This is a genomic window from Marinobacterium rhizophilum (assembly GCF_024397915.1).
GTDB classification, from domain to species: Bacteria; Pseudomonadota; Gammaproteobacteria; order Pseudomonadales; family Balneatricaceae; genus Marinobacterium_A; species Marinobacterium_A rhizophilum_A.
In genome coordinates this window covers 3,487,826-3,503,132 of the sequence record NZ_CP073347.1, presented here as the reverse complement: position 1 = coordinate 3,503,132, position 15,307 = coordinate 3,487,826, and the positions used below count along the sequence as shown (strand labels likewise).

At 60.9% G+C, this 15,307-nt stretch carries 15 protein-coding genes; 7 read left to right on the top strand and 8 right to left on the bottom strand.

Annotation, left to right across the window (positions count from 1 at the left end):
• Entirely contained in the window at positions 1 to 612 is a 612-nt protein-coding gene (locus KDW95_RS15705) for a 2-dehydro-3-deoxy-6-phosphogalactonate aldolase (RefSeq protein WP_255852762.1), read from the top strand.
• Positions 609 to 1,469, top strand: coding sequence for an SMP-30/gluconolactonase/LRE family protein (locus tag KDW95_RS15700; RefSeq protein WP_255852761.1), 861 nt, complete (start codon positions 609 to 611; stop codon positions 1,467 to 1,469). The genes KDW95_RS15705 and KDW95_RS15700 overlap by 4 nt, the downstream gene beginning before the upstream one ends.
• Positions 1,470 to 1,528: 59 nt before the next feature.
• On the opposite strand, the gene KDW95_RS15695 is transcribed toward KDW95_RS15700, so the two are convergent.
• From KDW95_RS15695 to KDW95_RS15685, 3 genes are all read right to left on the bottom strand, one after another.
• On the bottom strand, positions 1,529 to 1,900 hold the full coding sequence (locus tag KDW95_RS15695; RefSeq protein WP_255852760.1) for a hypothetical protein: 372 nt from the start codon (positions 1,898 to 1,900) through the stop codon (positions 1,529 to 1,531).
• Positions 1,901 to 1,965: 65 nt separating this feature from the next.
• Positions 1,966 to 2,088: a hypothetical protein gene (locus KDW95_RS15690; protein WP_255852759.1), complete on the bottom strand. Its 123-nt coding sequence runs from the start codon at positions 2,086 to 2,088 to the stop codon at positions 1,966 to 1,968.
• Between the two features lie 97 nt (positions 2,089 to 2,185).
• Complete coding sequence (locus tag KDW95_RS15685; RefSeq protein WP_255852758.1) at positions 2,186 to 2,662, bottom strand: Spy/CpxP family protein refolding chaperone; 477 nt, start codon at positions 2,660 to 2,662, stop codon at positions 2,186 to 2,188.
• 300 nt (positions 2,663 to 2,962) lie between these two features.
• On the opposite strand from KDW95_RS15685, the gene KDW95_RS15680 reads away from it, so the two are divergent.
• From KDW95_RS15680 to KDW95_RS15660, 5 genes are all read left to right on the top strand, one after another.
• Complete coding sequence (locus KDW95_RS15680; protein ID WP_255852757.1) at positions 2,963 to 4,759, top strand: solute:sodium symporter family transporter; 1,797 nt, start codon at positions 2,963 to 2,965, stop codon at positions 4,757 to 4,759.
• A gap of 33 nt (positions 4,760 to 4,792) precedes the next feature.
• Positions 4,793 to 6,388 carry a sulfatase-like hydrolase/transferase gene (locus KDW95_RS15675; protein ID WP_255852756.1) on the top strand — a complete coding sequence of 532 codons (1,596 nt, stop codon included), beginning with the start codon at positions 4,793 to 4,795 and terminating at the stop codon, positions 6,386 to 6,388.
• A 161-nt stretch (positions 6,389 to 6,549) separates the two neighbouring features.
• Positions 6,550 to 7,440, top strand: coding sequence for a helix-turn-helix transcriptional regulator (locus tag KDW95_RS15670; RefSeq protein WP_255852755.1), 891 nt, complete (start codon positions 6,550 to 6,552; stop codon positions 7,438 to 7,440).
• 84 nt (positions 7,441 to 7,524) lie between these two features.
• Positions 7,525 to 8,229 carry a response regulator transcription factor gene (locus KDW95_RS15665; protein ID WP_255852754.1) on the top strand — a complete coding sequence of 235 codons (705 nt, stop codon included), beginning with the start codon at positions 7,525 to 7,527 and terminating at the stop codon, positions 8,227 to 8,229.
• Positions 8,226 to 9,506, top strand: a complete 1,281-nt coding sequence (locus KDW95_RS15660) for an ATP-binding protein (RefSeq protein ID WP_255852753.1) — start codon at positions 8,226 to 8,228, stop codon at positions 9,504 to 9,506. Before KDW95_RS15665 ends, KDW95_RS15660 begins: the two co-directional genes overlap by 4 nt.
• Positions 9,507 to 9,629: 123 nt before the next feature.
• On the opposite strand, the gene astD is transcribed toward KDW95_RS15660, so the two are convergent.
• The 5 genes from astD to KDW95_RS15635 all read right to left on the bottom strand — a co-directional run bounded on the left by astD (position 9,630) and on the right by KDW95_RS15635 (position 15,294).
• Complete coding sequence (gene astD, locus KDW95_RS15655; protein WP_255852752.1) at positions 9,630 to 11,102, bottom strand: succinylglutamate-semialdehyde dehydrogenase; 1,473 nt, start codon at positions 11,100 to 11,102, stop codon at positions 9,630 to 9,632.
• Entirely contained in the window at positions 11,099 to 12,133 is a 1,035-nt protein-coding gene (gene astA, locus KDW95_RS15650; RefSeq protein WP_255852751.1) for an arginine N-succinyltransferase, read from the bottom strand. Before astA ends, astD begins: the two co-directional genes overlap by 4 nt.
• Before the next feature lie 21 nt (positions 12,134 to 12,154).
• Positions 12,155 to 12,958 carry a DUF1338 domain-containing protein gene (locus tag KDW95_RS15645; protein ID WP_255852750.1) on the bottom strand — a complete coding sequence of 268 codons (804 nt, stop codon included), beginning with the start codon at positions 12,956 to 12,958 and terminating at the stop codon, positions 12,155 to 12,157.
• 475 nt (positions 12,959 to 13,433) lie between these two features.
• Positions 13,434 to 13,772, bottom strand: coding sequence for a P-II family nitrogen regulator (gene glnK / locus KDW95_RS15640; RefSeq protein ID WP_255852749.1), 339 nt, complete (start codon positions 13,770 to 13,772; stop codon positions 13,434 to 13,436).
• A gap of 247 nt (positions 13,773 to 14,019) precedes the next feature.
• Positions 14,020 to 15,294 (bottom strand): ammonium transporter, encoded by a 1,275-nt coding sequence (locus tag KDW95_RS15635; protein WP_255852748.1) that lies wholly within the window; start codon positions 15,292 to 15,294, stop codon positions 14,020 to 14,022.
• Positions 15,295 to 15,307 lie beyond the last annotated feature (13 nt).

Here is a 15,307-nt window from a genome sequence, read left to right as displayed (position 1 = left end):
ATGCAGGAACGCGAACTGATTGCGATTTTACGGGGCATTCAGCCTCACGAAGCCGAGGCGATTGCCGCCGTTCTGATCGAGGCGGGCATTACCAAGATTGAGGTGCCGCTGAATTCACCACAGCCGCTGGACAGCATCAGCTGCATGGTGCGCGCGTTCGAAGGCCAGGCAACCTTTGGCGCCGGCACCGTACTGACGGTGGACGATGTCGAAGCCGTGGCCCAGACCGGTGCCGGCATGATCATCTCCCCCAACTGTGATCTGGACGTGATACGTGCCACCAAGGACAGGAGCATGCTGTCCTACCCCGGCGTTTTCACCCCCAGTGAATGCTTTGCCGCCCTGGCAAGCGGTGCCGATGGCCTGAAATTCTTCCCGGCCTCGATCATAGGCCCCTCCGGTGTTGCCGCCATGCGCGCGGTTCTGCCGGCGGCCGTGCCCGTGTATGCCGTCGGTGGTGCCAGTGCCGACAATTTCGCCCAGTGGATTGCCGCTGGTGCCCAGGGCTTTGGTATCGGTTCGGCCCTGTACAAGCCGGGTCGCAGCGTGGCGGACGTACGGGTCATCGCCCGGGAGATGGTTGCCGCCTACGACAAGGCAAAAGCCGGATGATGCGGGTCTATGACGCAACGCCCTGCGGGCTGGGAGAAGGCCCGCTGTGGCACCCGCTGCGCGAGCAGCTGTTCTGGTTCGATATTACCGGCAAGACGCTGTACTGCCGTGACGGCGAACAGCGGCTTGAGTGGCGTTTCGACGAATACGTTTCGGCCGCAGGCTGGGTGGACCGCGATACCCTGCTGATCGCCAGCGAAACGGCGCTGTGGCGTTTTGATATCAATAGCGGCAGCCGGACGGTGCTGGTCGCACTGGAGGCCGACAACCCGGTGACGCGCTCCAACGATGGCCGCGCCGATCCTTTCGGCGGTTTCTGGATTGGCACCATGGGCAAGCAGGCCGAGGCTGGTGCCGGCGCCATCTACCGCTACTATCGCGGCGAACTGCGTCAACTGGTGGGCGAGGTTTCCATTGCCAATGCCATCTGTTTTGCACCGGACAAGCGCTGTGCCTATTACACGGATACGGTCGAGCAGATTGTCTGGCGCCAGCCGCTGGCCCCCCTGCACGGCTGGCCGGCGGGCGCGCAGGAAAAACTGCTGGACCTGCGTTCCGAGGCCCTGAATCCCGACGGTGCTGTCTGCGATGCTGCCGGCAATCTGTGGATCGCCCAGTGGGGGGCGGCCCGCGTGGCCCAGTATTCCCCGGCGGGCGAATTGTTGCAGGCCGTTGCCGCACCCACGGCACATGTCAGCTGCCCCGCCTTTGGGGGCATCGGTTTGAGCACCCTCTATGTCACCTCGGCGATGCAGGGACTTTCCGACCCGCAGATCGCGGCAACCCCCGCGGGCCAGACGCTGTGTCTCGACGCGGGGGTCGCCGGTCTGCCCGAATACCCCGTTATTCTGGAGTAACATCATGAAGCGCGGCCGGTGCTTTTCCCGGGGGCTGGTTGTAGCCGTTGTGAACCGAGTTACAGCCAGATACGCGCCGGGGCACGCTTTTGCTGCGGGGCCTGGCCGCGGGGTGCCAATTGATTCGGTACGCAGAGGGTATTGGGCGTGCTCCAGCTGGGCGGGTTCTGGCTGGAATCTGACTCGAAACCCGGGTGATACCCGTGGCCATCAGGGGACAGGTCCGTGGCGTTGCCAGCGGGCTGGATATTGCTGGCAGCATCCGATGGGAGGCCATGCATGCGCAGAAGCGGCCCCTGGCTTGAAAAGGCCGGGCTCTGGATGTTGGGGCTGTGCAGTTCCTGTGGGTCACATACCAGGCTGCTGGCCTGAGTCTGGGCCCCGAGCAGCAGGCCGGCGGTGACAAGTGCCGGTTTCAGAATAGCGTTCATTACAGTGTTCATGGCCTGGATATTTGCTGTCCTGCGGTTCTGTTTACCCGTGCTTTCGCATCGCGTCAGGCGGCCTGGCGCCAGAGGTCCTGCTGCGGTGCCGAAACCGGACGCGTTCCGGGTTGCTGCTGTGGTGCAGTGCCGCCACGCATCAGACCACGCAGTCTCTTCAGTATGTTTGCGAGCATAGTAGCATCCCTGTCATGGAGTGGCCCAGAGGGAGCGGTCACCTGGACCGCCCGCACCGGGGAGAACAGCGGCTGTGTCGGGAAGGTTGACCCTCCGTTACCAGCCCTGGTGATGCCCGCCACCGCGGCGGCCATGCTTTTCCATTTTTTCCATGCGCTTTTCGCTTATCTCCGCCAGCTTGGCTTCCTGCTCGTCGGTAAGAATTTCCTGCATGGCGACGCGCTTGGCCTGGCGCTCTCGGATCTGTTCGCCCAGCTGTTGCTGTGCCTGCTGGATCAGGCCGTCCAGGCGCGTATCGTAATCAGAGGCGCTGCTGTCCAGGTCACGAATCTGGCGGTGTAGCTCACGCTTTTCGTCCCGATCAGCCTTGCGGTCCGAAGAGTCGGCCATCAATGCCTTTACCTGGGCCTGCTGTTCATCTGTCAGTTCGAGTGCCTCGCTCATGCGCTCAAGGCGCTTTTCCTGGTGACGCTCGTGGCGGTCACCGTCGCCCTTGCCGTGTGCCATTGCCAGGCCGCTTGCGGTACCGGCCAGGGCCAGGGTGGTCAGAACTATCATCATGGGTTTGCGCATGGGGTCTCTCCTGCTGTGTTTGGTATGTCGTGTTTTGATGAGTCCAGTATCCGGTATTGCCCCGCAAACTTGGGTTACGGCATTGTAAAGTTGGGTAAAGCTGGCGTTACCCTGCACCCGCTATGCGGGCTGGGCACAGCGAGATTCAGGCTGCATTTTGGGTTTCGTTTTTTACATGCATTGGCGTTCTTATTACATTCCGCCGCCCTGGGCGATCTGTAATCATGACCGGGACGTTGTGCGGTCGCCTGACTGCCAATGGACTACAACAATGATAAGAACTCAGTTCTGGAGGCAAGCATGTTTGCTATTATCTCCTTCCTCGGTTTTACCCTGCTCGTCGCGGTAATCTCCTATTACAAGACCCGAGATGAAGACCTAAGCCACGAAACCGGTTATTTCCTCGCAGGCCGAAGCCTGCCCTGGTATGTCATAGCCGGCTCCCTGTTCCTGACCAATATATCCGCCGAACAGCTCACCGGGCTGAACGGCAATGCCTTTTCCAAGGGCGCCAGTGTGATGGCGTGGGAAACGGTGGCGGCGGTGGCGATGATCGCCTTTGCGCTGATTTTCCTGCCACGCTTTCTCAAAGGTGGCATCACGACGGTGCCGCAGTTCCTTGAAGATCGTTTTGGCAAGCGCATGCGCCTGGTGGCATCCAGTATCTTTCTGTATGCCATCGTTATCGGCTTCCTGCCATTTGTGCTCTACGCAGGTTCGATCACGCTAAGCAAGCTGTTTGATCTGAGTTCGGTGTTCGGTACATCCGACAGCGTCACCACCTGGATTATGGTTGCGACTCTGGGGGTTGTCGGTGGTATCTACGCGGTGTTCGGTGGCCTGAAGGCCGTGGCGGTTTCCGACACCGTGAATGGTGTCGGCCTGCTGCTGGGGGGCTTCCTGGTACCTGTACTGGCGCTGATGCACCTGGGGGATGGCAGCATGGCGGCCGGTTTTCAGGTGCTGGTCAGCGAATCACCCGAGCGCATGCAGGCGGCGGGGATCGGTGCCGAGGCGGCAATTCCCTGGCATACGCTGTTCAGCGGCATTCTGCTGATCAACCTGTTCTACTGGTGCACCAACCAGGCCATTATTCAGCGCACCCTGGGTGCCAGGAACCTGGCCGAGGGCCAGAAAGGCGTGCTGGCCGCCGCCGCCATGAAGGTGTTTGGCGTGGCCATGCTGGTATTGCCGGGGATCATTGCCTGGCACATGCACCAAAAAGGCATGATCCAGATTCCGGTCAAGGAAGTGCTGGCCAATGGCAATATCATCCTGGCGCAGGATATGGCGTACCCGGTACTGGTGCGCGAAGTCCTGCCCGGCTGGCTGAGCGGGTTCTTTGGCGCTGTGCTCTTTGGTGCCGTATTGAGTTCCTTCAACAGTGGCGTCAACAGCCTGTCGACCCTGGCAAGCCTGGATATCTACAAGCAGTACATCAACAAGACGGCATCCAATGCACAGACTGTGCGGGTGGGCCGGGTGTTTGGCCTGGCGACCATCGTTGTCTGTATCCTGATTGCGCCCTTCGTTGCCACGGCCGATGGCCTCTATACGCTGATGCGAACCATCATGGCGGTCATCAATGTGCCGATCCTGGCGGTCGTGGTCATGGGCATCCTGTCGAAAAGAACGCCTGCTCTGGCCGGCTATATCGCCCTGCCCTTTGGCATGATCTTCTTCTATGTCACGCACTTCGTGCTCAAGGATGACCTGGGTTTCATCAAGCTGAACTGGCTGCACCTGGTGGGTACAAATTTCGTGCTGATGCTCGGCATCATGCTGGTCGTGCGTTACCTCAAGCCCCAGGCGCAGCCCTATAACCAGGTGCATACGCGGGAAGTGGATATCACGCACTGGAAGTACGCCAGGCATGCCTGCTGGGTGATTGCCATTATGCTGATCGGGCTTTACGCCATGTTCTCGGGGCTGGGTTTGCTGAGCACGGAGGGCTCGGTGCTGAAGGTCGGTGCGGCGGTGGTGGTGGCGGTTGCGGGCATCGGTTTGCTGCTGAAAATACCGGCCTGGTTCAAGGCAGGTGGTTCCGCTGCGGCGAAGTCTGCGCGTTCTGTTGCCGACACCGGTGCCTACAAGTAACCCCCAGTAATCCATGCCAGGAGCCCCCAGGCCATGAGTGTAAAATTCTTGCATCCCAAAACCCGGCAGGGCGCGTTCGAAACGGCCGGCTTGCGGCACAGGCCCAATATCATCCTCATCACCGTGGATATGATATCGCCTGACTGCTACCTGCCGTCGCGTCCGCTGTCGCAGCACATAGAAACGCCGAACATTCTCAGCCTGCTGCAGCAGGGACACCGGTTCAACAATGCCTTTACGCCGAGCCCGCTGTGCGGGCCGGCCAGGGCGGCCATCTGCACCGGCATGCACCCGCCCTATTTATCCAATGGCGAGCGTACGCCCAGCGGCATGAAGTCCGACCTGGAGCCTGGGGACCTGATCTTCCAGGATTACCTGAAACAGCAGGGTTACAACCTCAAGCATGTGGGCAAGTGCCATGTGGGTGCACCCAAGTTTATCGAGACGTTCGGCGAGAACCTTCACGCCTGGGATCGCTGGGGGCCGCCGGTCATGGATGATGACCGCTACATCGATTACATCGGTGCCATGGGAGTTACAGCACCCCGGTACAGTCGCGAGTTGCGAGGTACGCTGGCGGACCGCAATACCGCCAGCACCTCATTCGGCGGCTGGATCGAGCAGCAAAATGGCGATGCCTTTCCAAGGGATGCGCATTACTCGGTGTTTCTGGCAGAGCTGGCTATTCGCCAGCTCAAGGCATCGCAGATGCAAGCGCCCGGCAAGCCGGTGTTTGCCCAGATTGATTTCTTTGATCCGCACCAGCCCTACTCCATTCCGCACGGCTATGCGCAACGGTACGACTATCTGCGCTCGGTGGTGCAGGTGCCGGCGTCCTTCCATGATCTGCAGAATGCTGGCGGCACCGATCAGAACCCCATATTCCGGCTGTATCACCGTTACTGGGGCCTGTACGACGAAGCGCTGGTGAAGGACTATATCGCCTGCCATTTGCTGCAGGTGGAGCTGGTGGATTATGCGATCGGCAAGCTGTTTGCCTATCTCCGGGAGGCAGGCCTGTGGGACGACAGCCTGATTCTGTTTACGGCGGATCATGGCGAGATGAACGGTCGGCTGGGCCTGGCAGACAAGGGCAGCTATTTCCATCCCGACATTTTCCGTGTGCCCATGCTGGTGAAGCCGGCGGGCAACCGGGGCGTGGCAGCAAAGGATATCGCGACGCCCGTGTCCCTGGTGGATCTGGCACCGACGATCTTGCAGGCCGCGGGGCTTGAGCCTGCGGTACAGATGGAAGGTGCCAGCCTGCTGGACATGGTGCCGACGGGCAGCCGCCCCGCGCTCGAGCAGGTGTATCAGCTGGGTATACATGTGGGCACCAATTTTGGCTTCGGTTGCCAGCTGCCGCTGGGCGATACGCACTGGTTCTATGGCTACAGCGCCACCACCGGCTGCGAGGAACTGTATGACCTGGGCGCGGTAGAACCGGTCAATGTCATTAATGACCCGGCGCTGACGCAGGTACGTGCCCGCATGGTGCAGCATGCCGCAACCCTGATGCGCAGCGACAAGCGCTGGAGCGGGTATTTCTCGTCCTTTCGCTTGCACAACATGGAGCACTTCATGGATGAATCCCTCGACGATATCCAGATGCTGAAGCCGCAAGCCTGAAGCAGGCATGCCAGCCAGCGGGCCCTGTTGCCCGCACACTGGACAAGGGGGATTGCCCGCCTGTCTCTGGATAGGGGCTGCTTATCTGCCGCTTTTTTTTTGACGCACAACGCTGGTGCGTACACTAGAATCGAAAGCCCGCCGCGATGAAAGTGTGAGTCATGAAGAACACCCCCGTTCTGCTGGAAAGTCCCGCCACGGCCTTTGGCATCACGCTGCGCTCCGTGTGGGATATCTATGCCGATGAGTCCTACCAGGTGCTCTGGCCCAGGGACAAGAAACTGCCCCTGCTGTCCAGCGCCCATGTGTGCGTGTTTACCCGCCAGGGGCACGGTGTTATCCGGCTCAAGTCCGGCCGGGAGATTCATGCCAAGGGTACCTGTGCCCTTTTTCTGGAATCCCGGGACATACAGAGCTATGCCTGTGAGGGCCTGCTGTGGGAACTCTACTGGGTCGAGTTCGTTCTGCATGGTCCGGCTACCCTGCCCTTGAACCTTCCCGTTGTCGTACGGGACAACAGCAGCTGCATCGCTGAATTCCTCGAGCTGGTGCAAAGTATCCGTGTGGGGGACGGCAACCATCAGGCCTATGCCGCTGCGATCTTTACCAAGGTGCTGTATCAGTGGATCGCACAGTCGAACCATCACGCAGACCCGGCGCCGCTGCGCCGCATCCAGACCGTGATCAGCCAGATGCATGGCCACACGGATGAGCGCTGGTCGGTGAAGGACATGGCCAGGCTCTATGGCGCCAGCGAACAGCAGTTTCGCAAGGTCTTCCTGCAGTACATCGGCCAGACGCCCAAGGAATACTTCATGAACCTCAAGCTGGATATGGCCCACGCACTGCTTAACCGTGGTTCGCTGAATGTTTCCCAGGCGGCATTCAAGCTGGGTTTCAGCGATGCCTTTCATCTGAGCAAGGCGTTCAAGAGCCGTTTTGGCTATTCCCCGTCTGACGTGATTCGCGAACCCCGCGATGGCATCGATAATGTCTACCTGATGGATATGGGCCCTGTGCAACAGGACAGCGCCGACCCTCAGCCGGGCTGACTGTAAAGTTAGGTAAAGGCGCCGCGTTTGGAAGGTTTTGGGGGGCGACAGCGTTATCATGGAGCCTGGATAACGGGGGCTGGAATGAAAGAACGACTGCTGCTGGTGGATGACGATGTCGAACTGTGCGAGTTGCTGGGCGACTACCTGCGTCATGAAGGTTATGAGATTGACTATGCCCATAACGCGGCTGACGCACTCAAGCTGCTGGAGGGCAGTCATCCTTATAGCCTGATGGTGCTGGACGTGATGATGCCGGGCCAGAGTGGCCTGGAACTGTTGCAGCAGCTGCGTCCGCGGGTGCAGTTGCCGGTCATCATGCTGACCGGCCGTGGCGAGGAAATTGACCGCATTCTGGGGCTCGAAATGGGTGCCGATGATTACCTGGGCAAGCCCTGCAATCCCCGCGAGCTGCTGGCGCGCATCCGCGCCATTCGCCGACGCAGTGACCAGAGCGGTCAGCAAACGGAATTTCCCCAACAGCCGGTGGAGCTGCACGGGATCCGGCTGGACCCTGGGCTGCGCGAGGTGCGGGTGGCGGCCGTACCGGTTGAGCTGACCTCCGCCGAGTTCAACGTACTCGCCTATTTGCTGCACAATGCCGGCCGGGTCATGACCAAGGCGGAGCTGACCGAGCGGGTACTGCACCGCCCGCTGACGGCCTATGACCGCGCCATTGATGTGCATGTCAGCCGGTTGCGGCAGAAACTTCAGCGTGCCGGCGACTCCCAGGAACTGATCAAGACATTGCGCGGCGAAGGTTACCTGCTGGTGCAGGAGGCGCAATGAGGTGGTACCGCAGTCTCTACTGGAAGATCTTCCTGGCCATCTGGCTCAGCAGCGTGCTGGTGATCCTGGCCACGGTGGTGATCGTCGGTGGCATGTCGCACCACGAGCGCGATGCCGAGGTACAGGAAGCCCGCGCCCGCGCCTTGGTCGAGCGCATGCTGGAGCGTCATGAAGAGGGTCGTGGATTCGAGCGGTTGCAGCGCAAATCCTCCAGGAACGCTCCGGGCCTGCGCATTGTCGAGCTGGGCACTAATGCCCTGGTGCTCGATACCCTGCCGCGGCGCGGCCCCGGCGCCAGGCCCGCGCTGACGTTCGAGCTGGATTCGGAGTCCGGTCGCCGTTACCGCGTACAGGTCGGGGCCTGGCCGCAGCGGGAGCAGTTCGGCCGTTTTCTCGGTTTGCTGGTGTCGGTACAGATCGTGCTGATCCTGCTGGTGTCGGCCCTGACCAGCCTGCTGCTGACCTGGCTGGTGGTGCGCCCGCTCAAGCGTTTGCGGCTGCATACAAGGGCACTGGCCCAGGGCGATCTGGCGGTGCGAACCGATCAGAAGCTGGCTGCCCGGGGCGACGAGATCGGCGAGCTGGCGCGTGAGTTCGATACCATGGCGGACTATGTCGAACGCACCCTGGGGGCCAGCCAGCGCCTGATGCAGGATGTCTCCCATGAGCTGCGGGCGCCGCTGGCGCGCCTGCAGGCCGCCGCCGGCCTGCTGGAGCAGCGCCTGGGCGAGGGTGATCCGCTGTTGCAGCGCCTGAACCGCGAGTGCGGCCGCATTGATCGGCTGATTACCGAGATACTGTCGCTGTCACGGCTGGAAGCGCTGCAACCGGCGCTCGAGGCCTTCAGCGTGCAGGAGCTGGTGGCAGAGCTGATGGAGGATATCCGCTTTCAGCAGCCGGATCGCCAGTTGTCGTTTGAGCTGCCCAAAAGCTGCCGGGTGCGGGGCAACCGCCTGTTGCTGGAACGTGCGCTGGGCAATGTTTTCAATAATGCGCTCAAGCATACGCCCGCCGGCACGGCCATCGAACTCACTCAGGCGACAGTCGGCAAGCAGCACGAGCTGCGCATCCGGGATCATGGCCCCGGCGTGCCCGCCGACACGCTGGAGCAGCTGTTCGATCCGTTCTTTCGCCAGCGCAATGGTGCCGAGTCGGACGGTTACGGCCTGGGGCTGAGCATTGCCCGCCGGGCGCTGCGGATTCTCGGTGGCAGCATCGAGGCGCGCAACCACCCCGACGGCGGGCTGGAAATGCTGATTCGCCTGCCGGTGGCTTGAGCAGGCTCAGGACTCAAGGTTAAAGCTCAAGGTTCAAGGTTCAAGGTTCAAGGCTCAAGGCTCAAGGCTCAAGGCTCAAGGCTCAAAGCCCAGAGGTAAAGGACCAGATTTAAGATCAAAAGCTTAGATCGTCAAGCCCGGTGGCAGGCTGGCGGGCATGTCGAGCCGTTCCGCTTCCTGCGAGGCGACCGGATAGGCGCAGTAGTCTGCCGCGTACCAGGCACTGGGTCTGTGGTTGCCGCTGCGACCAATGCCGCCGAAGGGCAGGCCGCTGCTGGCGCCGGTGAGTGGCCGGTTCCAGTTGACGATGCCGGCGCGTATGCGCTGCACAAAGCGCTGATACAGCTGCGCGTCACTGCTGAACAGGCCCGCGCTGAGCCCAAAGGCGGTGGCGTTGGCCAGGTCGATGGCCTCATCGAAGTCATCGTAGCGGATGATCTGCAGCAAGGGGCCGAAATACTCCTGGTCCGGCAATTCCCGCACGGCGCTGACATCGATCAGGCCCGGCGACAACAGCCCGGTTCGGGGACGCAGCTGGCTTAGGGATACCAGCACCCGGGCGCCGAGCTGTACCAGCGCATGCTGGGCCTGCAACAGCTGTTGCGCCGCCGCCTCGCTGATCAGCGCGCCCATAAAGGGCTGCGGCTGCTGGTTGTAGGGGCCGACCTGAATATCCAGCACGGCCTGGCGCAGCTGTTCGATAAAGGCATCGCCGTTGCGTCCTCGGGGTACCAGCAGTTTGCGCGCACAGGTACAGCGCTGGCCGGCGCTGAGATAGGCCGACTGGATGGTCATCAGCACCGCCGCCCGTAGATCCGGGGTATCGGCAACGATCAGCGGGTTGTTGCCGCCCATCTCCAGCGCCAGGATTTTTTCCGGGTGGCCGCCAAACTGCTGGTGCAGATAACTGCCGGTATCGGCGCTACCGGTAAAGAACAGGCCATCGAGTCCTGGGTGCGCCGCCAGTGCCTGGCCGGTCAGGCGCCCGCCCTGCAGCAGGTTGAGTACGCCATCCGGCAGGTCGGCCTTCTGCCATAAATGCATGCAGAGTTCGGCCACCCGGGGGGTCAGTTCGCTGGGCTTGAACAGCACCGTGTTCCCCGCCAGCAACGCCGGGATTATGTGGCCATTTGGCAGGTGCCCGGGGAAGTTGTAGGGGCCGAACACGGCCACCACGCCGTGGGGGTGGTGCCGCAAGGTGGCGGTGACTCCGTTGCTGTGCACGCGTTTTTCACCGGTGCGCTCCAGTGCCGCCTGAATCGAGATATCGGCCTTGCCGATCATGGCGGCCACTTCGGTGGCGGCCTCCCATTGTGGTTTGCCGGTTTCCTGACCGATGGTGTCGCTGAGCAGGTCGCGGTGCTGCTCCAGCTGGCTGACAAAGCGGCGTACCAGGGTGGCGCGCTGCTCAAAGGTCATCAGGCGCCAGTGTTCGAAGGCACCGCGCGCCGCCTCGACGGCGGCACTGACCTGTTCGCCGCTGGCGGCGCGGCCGTGCCAGATACGCTGGCCGTTGCCCGGATTGAGGGATTCCATATCGGCGTCGTCACCACGACACCACTGGCCATCGATGTACAGGGAAGCGGGTTCGGTCATTCGGGCTGTCTCGCTTTGATAGGGACAATGCGCAGGGGGTCGCCGTTGGATACGCGCAGCGCGTCCGCCAGCTCGTGGCTGATCTGCACGGCGCTGCCTTCAGGCTGCAGGGGCGCGACGGTGCAGCGGAACTGTTGCAGCAGGCTGTTGCTGACCAGGTAAAGATGGTCGCCCCGGCCGGTGCTGTCGCCGATGCGCGCCTTGACGTAGCGGCTGTCGCGCACGCTGCGGATATCGTTGAGGCGGGTCGCAACGGTGGGGCCGGCATCGAAAATATCGATGTAGCCCTCGAAGCGAAACCCCTCGTTTTCCAGCATGCGCTTGGCGGGTTCCGTGTTGCGATGTACCTGGCCGATGACCCGCTGGGCGTCCTTGGGCAACAGGTGCAGGTAGAGCGTGTGCTTGGGCATGAGCTCGGCGATAAAGATCTTGTTGCCGGAGCCGGTCAGGTAATCGGCCTGGGAATACTCCATTGAAAAGAAGTGACGCCCCAGGCCATCCCAGAACGGGGAGCGGCCCTTGTCGTCGGAGTATCCGCGCATCTCGGCGATCACGCGCTCGGCAAAGCGCTCCGGGTATTCGGCCATGAACATGAAGCGGCTCTTGGACAGCAGGTTACCGTTGCTGCCCTTGCGATAGTCCGGTTTGAGGTACAGGGTGCAGACTTCGGAGCAGCCGGTGTAGTCATTGCACAGGTCCAGGGTGCGGAAGTTGTTGTAGACATTGAGCTCGCGGGACGCGTGCACCACGGTGCCGATGCGATAGTGGTACCAGGGTTCGCTGAGACCGACCGCGGTTTCGATGCCGCTGGTGCCTATCACCTGGCCGCTGGCGAGGTCTTCCATAACGAACAGGTAGCCCTGGCTGCCATCCAGTGCGGCATCCTGCTGCAGGGTACGGCAGGCGCGCTCTATCTTTGCCTGCAACAGTTCGCGGTTGTCCGGCAGGGAGGTAAAGCCCGGGCCGGACTCCCTGGCAATGTCGCACAGCACATCCAGGTCAGTCTCGCGGATGGGGCGCATTATGATCATTCAACTCTCCCTGCCATGATGTTATCGGTACTGTGGATAAGCAGTCGCGGGCGCGGCGGACGACCTGATAAACCCCGGGTACAGGCGGCCGTCGCTGCCGGGATAGCGGTGGATGAAGGCGTAGTGGCTGCCGGCAACCGGTGCGCTTCGATCGCTGAATGCCACCTCGGTAGTCCCCGCAATGGTAGCTGACTGTTCGAGATACTCGTCGGCCGAGCCCTGTACCAGTCCGTTGCTGCAATCGAGCCGGATACCCTGCTCCAGCAGGTAATCGTTAAGGTCATCAATGCAGCTGTACTCGCTCAGGCTGTTGATCAGTAATGCGTAGTGGTGGGCACGAAAGCCGAACGCGGCGATCCAGGCGGCATGGGGAGAACTGCGCTGCAGCTGCTGGTAGCTGTCGAAATCGATTTTCCAGTGCCGTCCCGACAGGCAGAAATCGTCCCGCTGCAGCGTGGCGGGTGGGATCTGGCTGATAAGCTGATGCAGGATATTGCGCACGTCGTCCCCCAGGGAGTCGACGTTCAGTTCGGTGATCAGCAATTTCGGCAGCGCGGGATCGGGGTGCTGGTAGTGGCGGGCAAATAGCCGGGTACCGGTAATATCGAATTCTCCCCCGGGGCTATAGCCGGCGCGCTCGAAGGGTCTGGCCAGGTGGGTGATGTTGACCCTTGGCAGTGCCAGGGTGTGCAGGCTCAGGTGATCGGTTTGCAGTTGTGGATTATCGGCCGCCAGCAGGCTGTGAATGCGGCGGGCATCGGGGGTCCGTACCAGGAAGTCCTGCCAGAGCGTCTCCAGCAGTTGATCCAGTTGCTCGCGTGTCATACAGCACCCCCTCGGATTGGTTGCACCCCTGCTGTCCCGCACTATGCCGTTCCGTCATCGCACCTGTCAGTTTAGACGTTCTGCCATCATTTATGCGCCGCCGCTACGGTGCCGACCGGGGTTGAGCGACAGAGTGCTGCGGGGCGGGAAGTCGACGTGATGCGCAAGGCGTTAAATTGGGGGTAACTTTTAACAGTGGCTTTTGACTATGCTGTGCATAAGATTGAAAAATAACGTGATCTATAATTTTATCTATATAAAACAATTGGTTGCGTGGTGGCTTTTGGCCTTGAGCACAGGCTTGAAACAGCTTTCTCACAACTTTAAGAATGTGAGTAAGTTGTGTGCGCTTTTCATGGTCAGAGATCGAACGGGCTTTTTCTGCGCATAAAAAAAGCACCCACAGGGTGCTTTCTGGTGCCTTGAGTTATCCACAGGGGCGTTGAGCGTCAGCCGCCGCGGATAATGCGCTGGATCAGAGCGCGTCCGTACCGGTCTCGCCGGTGCGGATTCGAATAACCTGCTCCAGCGGCGTAACAAAAATTTTGCCGTCGCCAATCTTGCCGGTGTTGGCCGTTTTGGTAATGGCTTCAATCACCTGGTCGATCATGTCGCTGTCGACGGCGACTTCGATCTTGACCTTGGGGAGGAAGTCGACCACATACTCGGCGCCGCGGTACAGCTCGGTGTGGCCTTTCTGACGGCCGAAGCCTTTGACTTCAGTAACGGTGACACCCTGGATGCCGATCTCCGACAGGGCTTCGCGAACATCGTCAAGTTTGAATGGTTTGATAACCGCAGTGATCAACTTCATAGCGTGCTCCCTATGCGATTCCGTGCCTGATGCGGCGCCGGACGCTGTGATGGAAAGTGAAACCCGTGTTCCGGCCCGGATTTTCTGGAGACTCCGGAGCCTGAATGCCTGAAAAATTCAGGTCAGTATACCCGTAAAATCAGTTTGGCGCCTATGCTGCCCCGTGCAGACAAGGCTGTGCCTGTAGTGGTGTAGCGGGTAATGAAAAGGGCGCCCTGCGGCGCCCTTGAGGTCTGTACAACCAGTATTATTTCTTGCTGGAGCTGAACTCCGGGTAGGCTTCCATGCCGCACTCGGCAAGGTCTACGCCTTCGTATTCTTCTTCTTCGGTCACGCGGATGCCCATGACGGCTTTGAGCAGCAGCCACACCACCAGGCTGGCAAGGAAGACCCAGCCGAAGATGGACACGATACCCAGCAGCTGAGCACCAAAGGTGGCATCGGCATTGTTCAGCGGTACAGCCAGCAGACCCCAGATACCCGCGACACCGTGAACCGAGATGGCGCCGACCGGATCATCGATCTTGATCTTGTCCAGGGTAACGATCGAGAACACCACCAGGACACCACCGACGGCACCGATCAGGGTTGATGCCAGGGCGCTGCCCGACAGCGGGTCAGCGGTAATGGCCACCAGGCCTGCCAGGGCACCGTTGAGGGCCATGGTAAGGTCGGCCTTCTTGAACCACAGGCGGGCAACGATCAGGGCTGCAATCACACCGCCAGCTGCTGCTGCGTTGGTGTTGACGAAGACCTGTGCAACCGCATTGGCTTCACCGACATCGGACAGTTTCAGCTCGGAACCACCGTTGAAACCGAACCAGCCCATCCACAGGATAAAGGTACCCAGGGTTGCCAGCGGCAGGTTGGCACCCGGAATGGCATTGATTTCGCCATTCTTGCCGTACTTGCCTTTGCGGGCTCCCAGCACCAGAACACCGGCCAGGGCGGCAGCAGCACCGGCCATGTGGACGATACCGGAACCGGCGAAGTCAGAGAAACCGGCTTCGCTGAGGAAACCGCCGCCCCAGGTCCAGTAGCCTTCAACCGGGTAGATAACACCGGTCATGACGACGGCGAATGCCAGGAAGGACCAGAGCTTCATGCGCTCGGCAACGGCACCGGAGACGATGGACATTGCCGTGGCAACGAATACCACCTGGAAGAAGAAGTCCGAGCGGGCCGAGTAGTAGGGGGCGTCGTCGCCACCTGCCAGTACCGCGTCCACGCCGTTCTCGTCACCGATCAGGGCGCCGAAGTTCGGCAGTACGCCACCGGCATCGGAGCTGTACATGATGTAGTAGCCGCAGAGCAGATACATGGTACAGGCGATGGAATACAGCGCGATGTTCTTGGTCAGGATTTCGGTCGTGTTCTTGGCACGTACCAGGCCTGCTTCGAGCATCGCGAAGCCGGCGGCCATCCACATGACCAGGGCGCCGCATACCAGAAAGTAAAAGGTATCGACGGCGTATTTGATCTGCGATAAATCCGCAGCGGTGGTTTTAAGAAGCTCTTCCATCTCGACAGCCCTC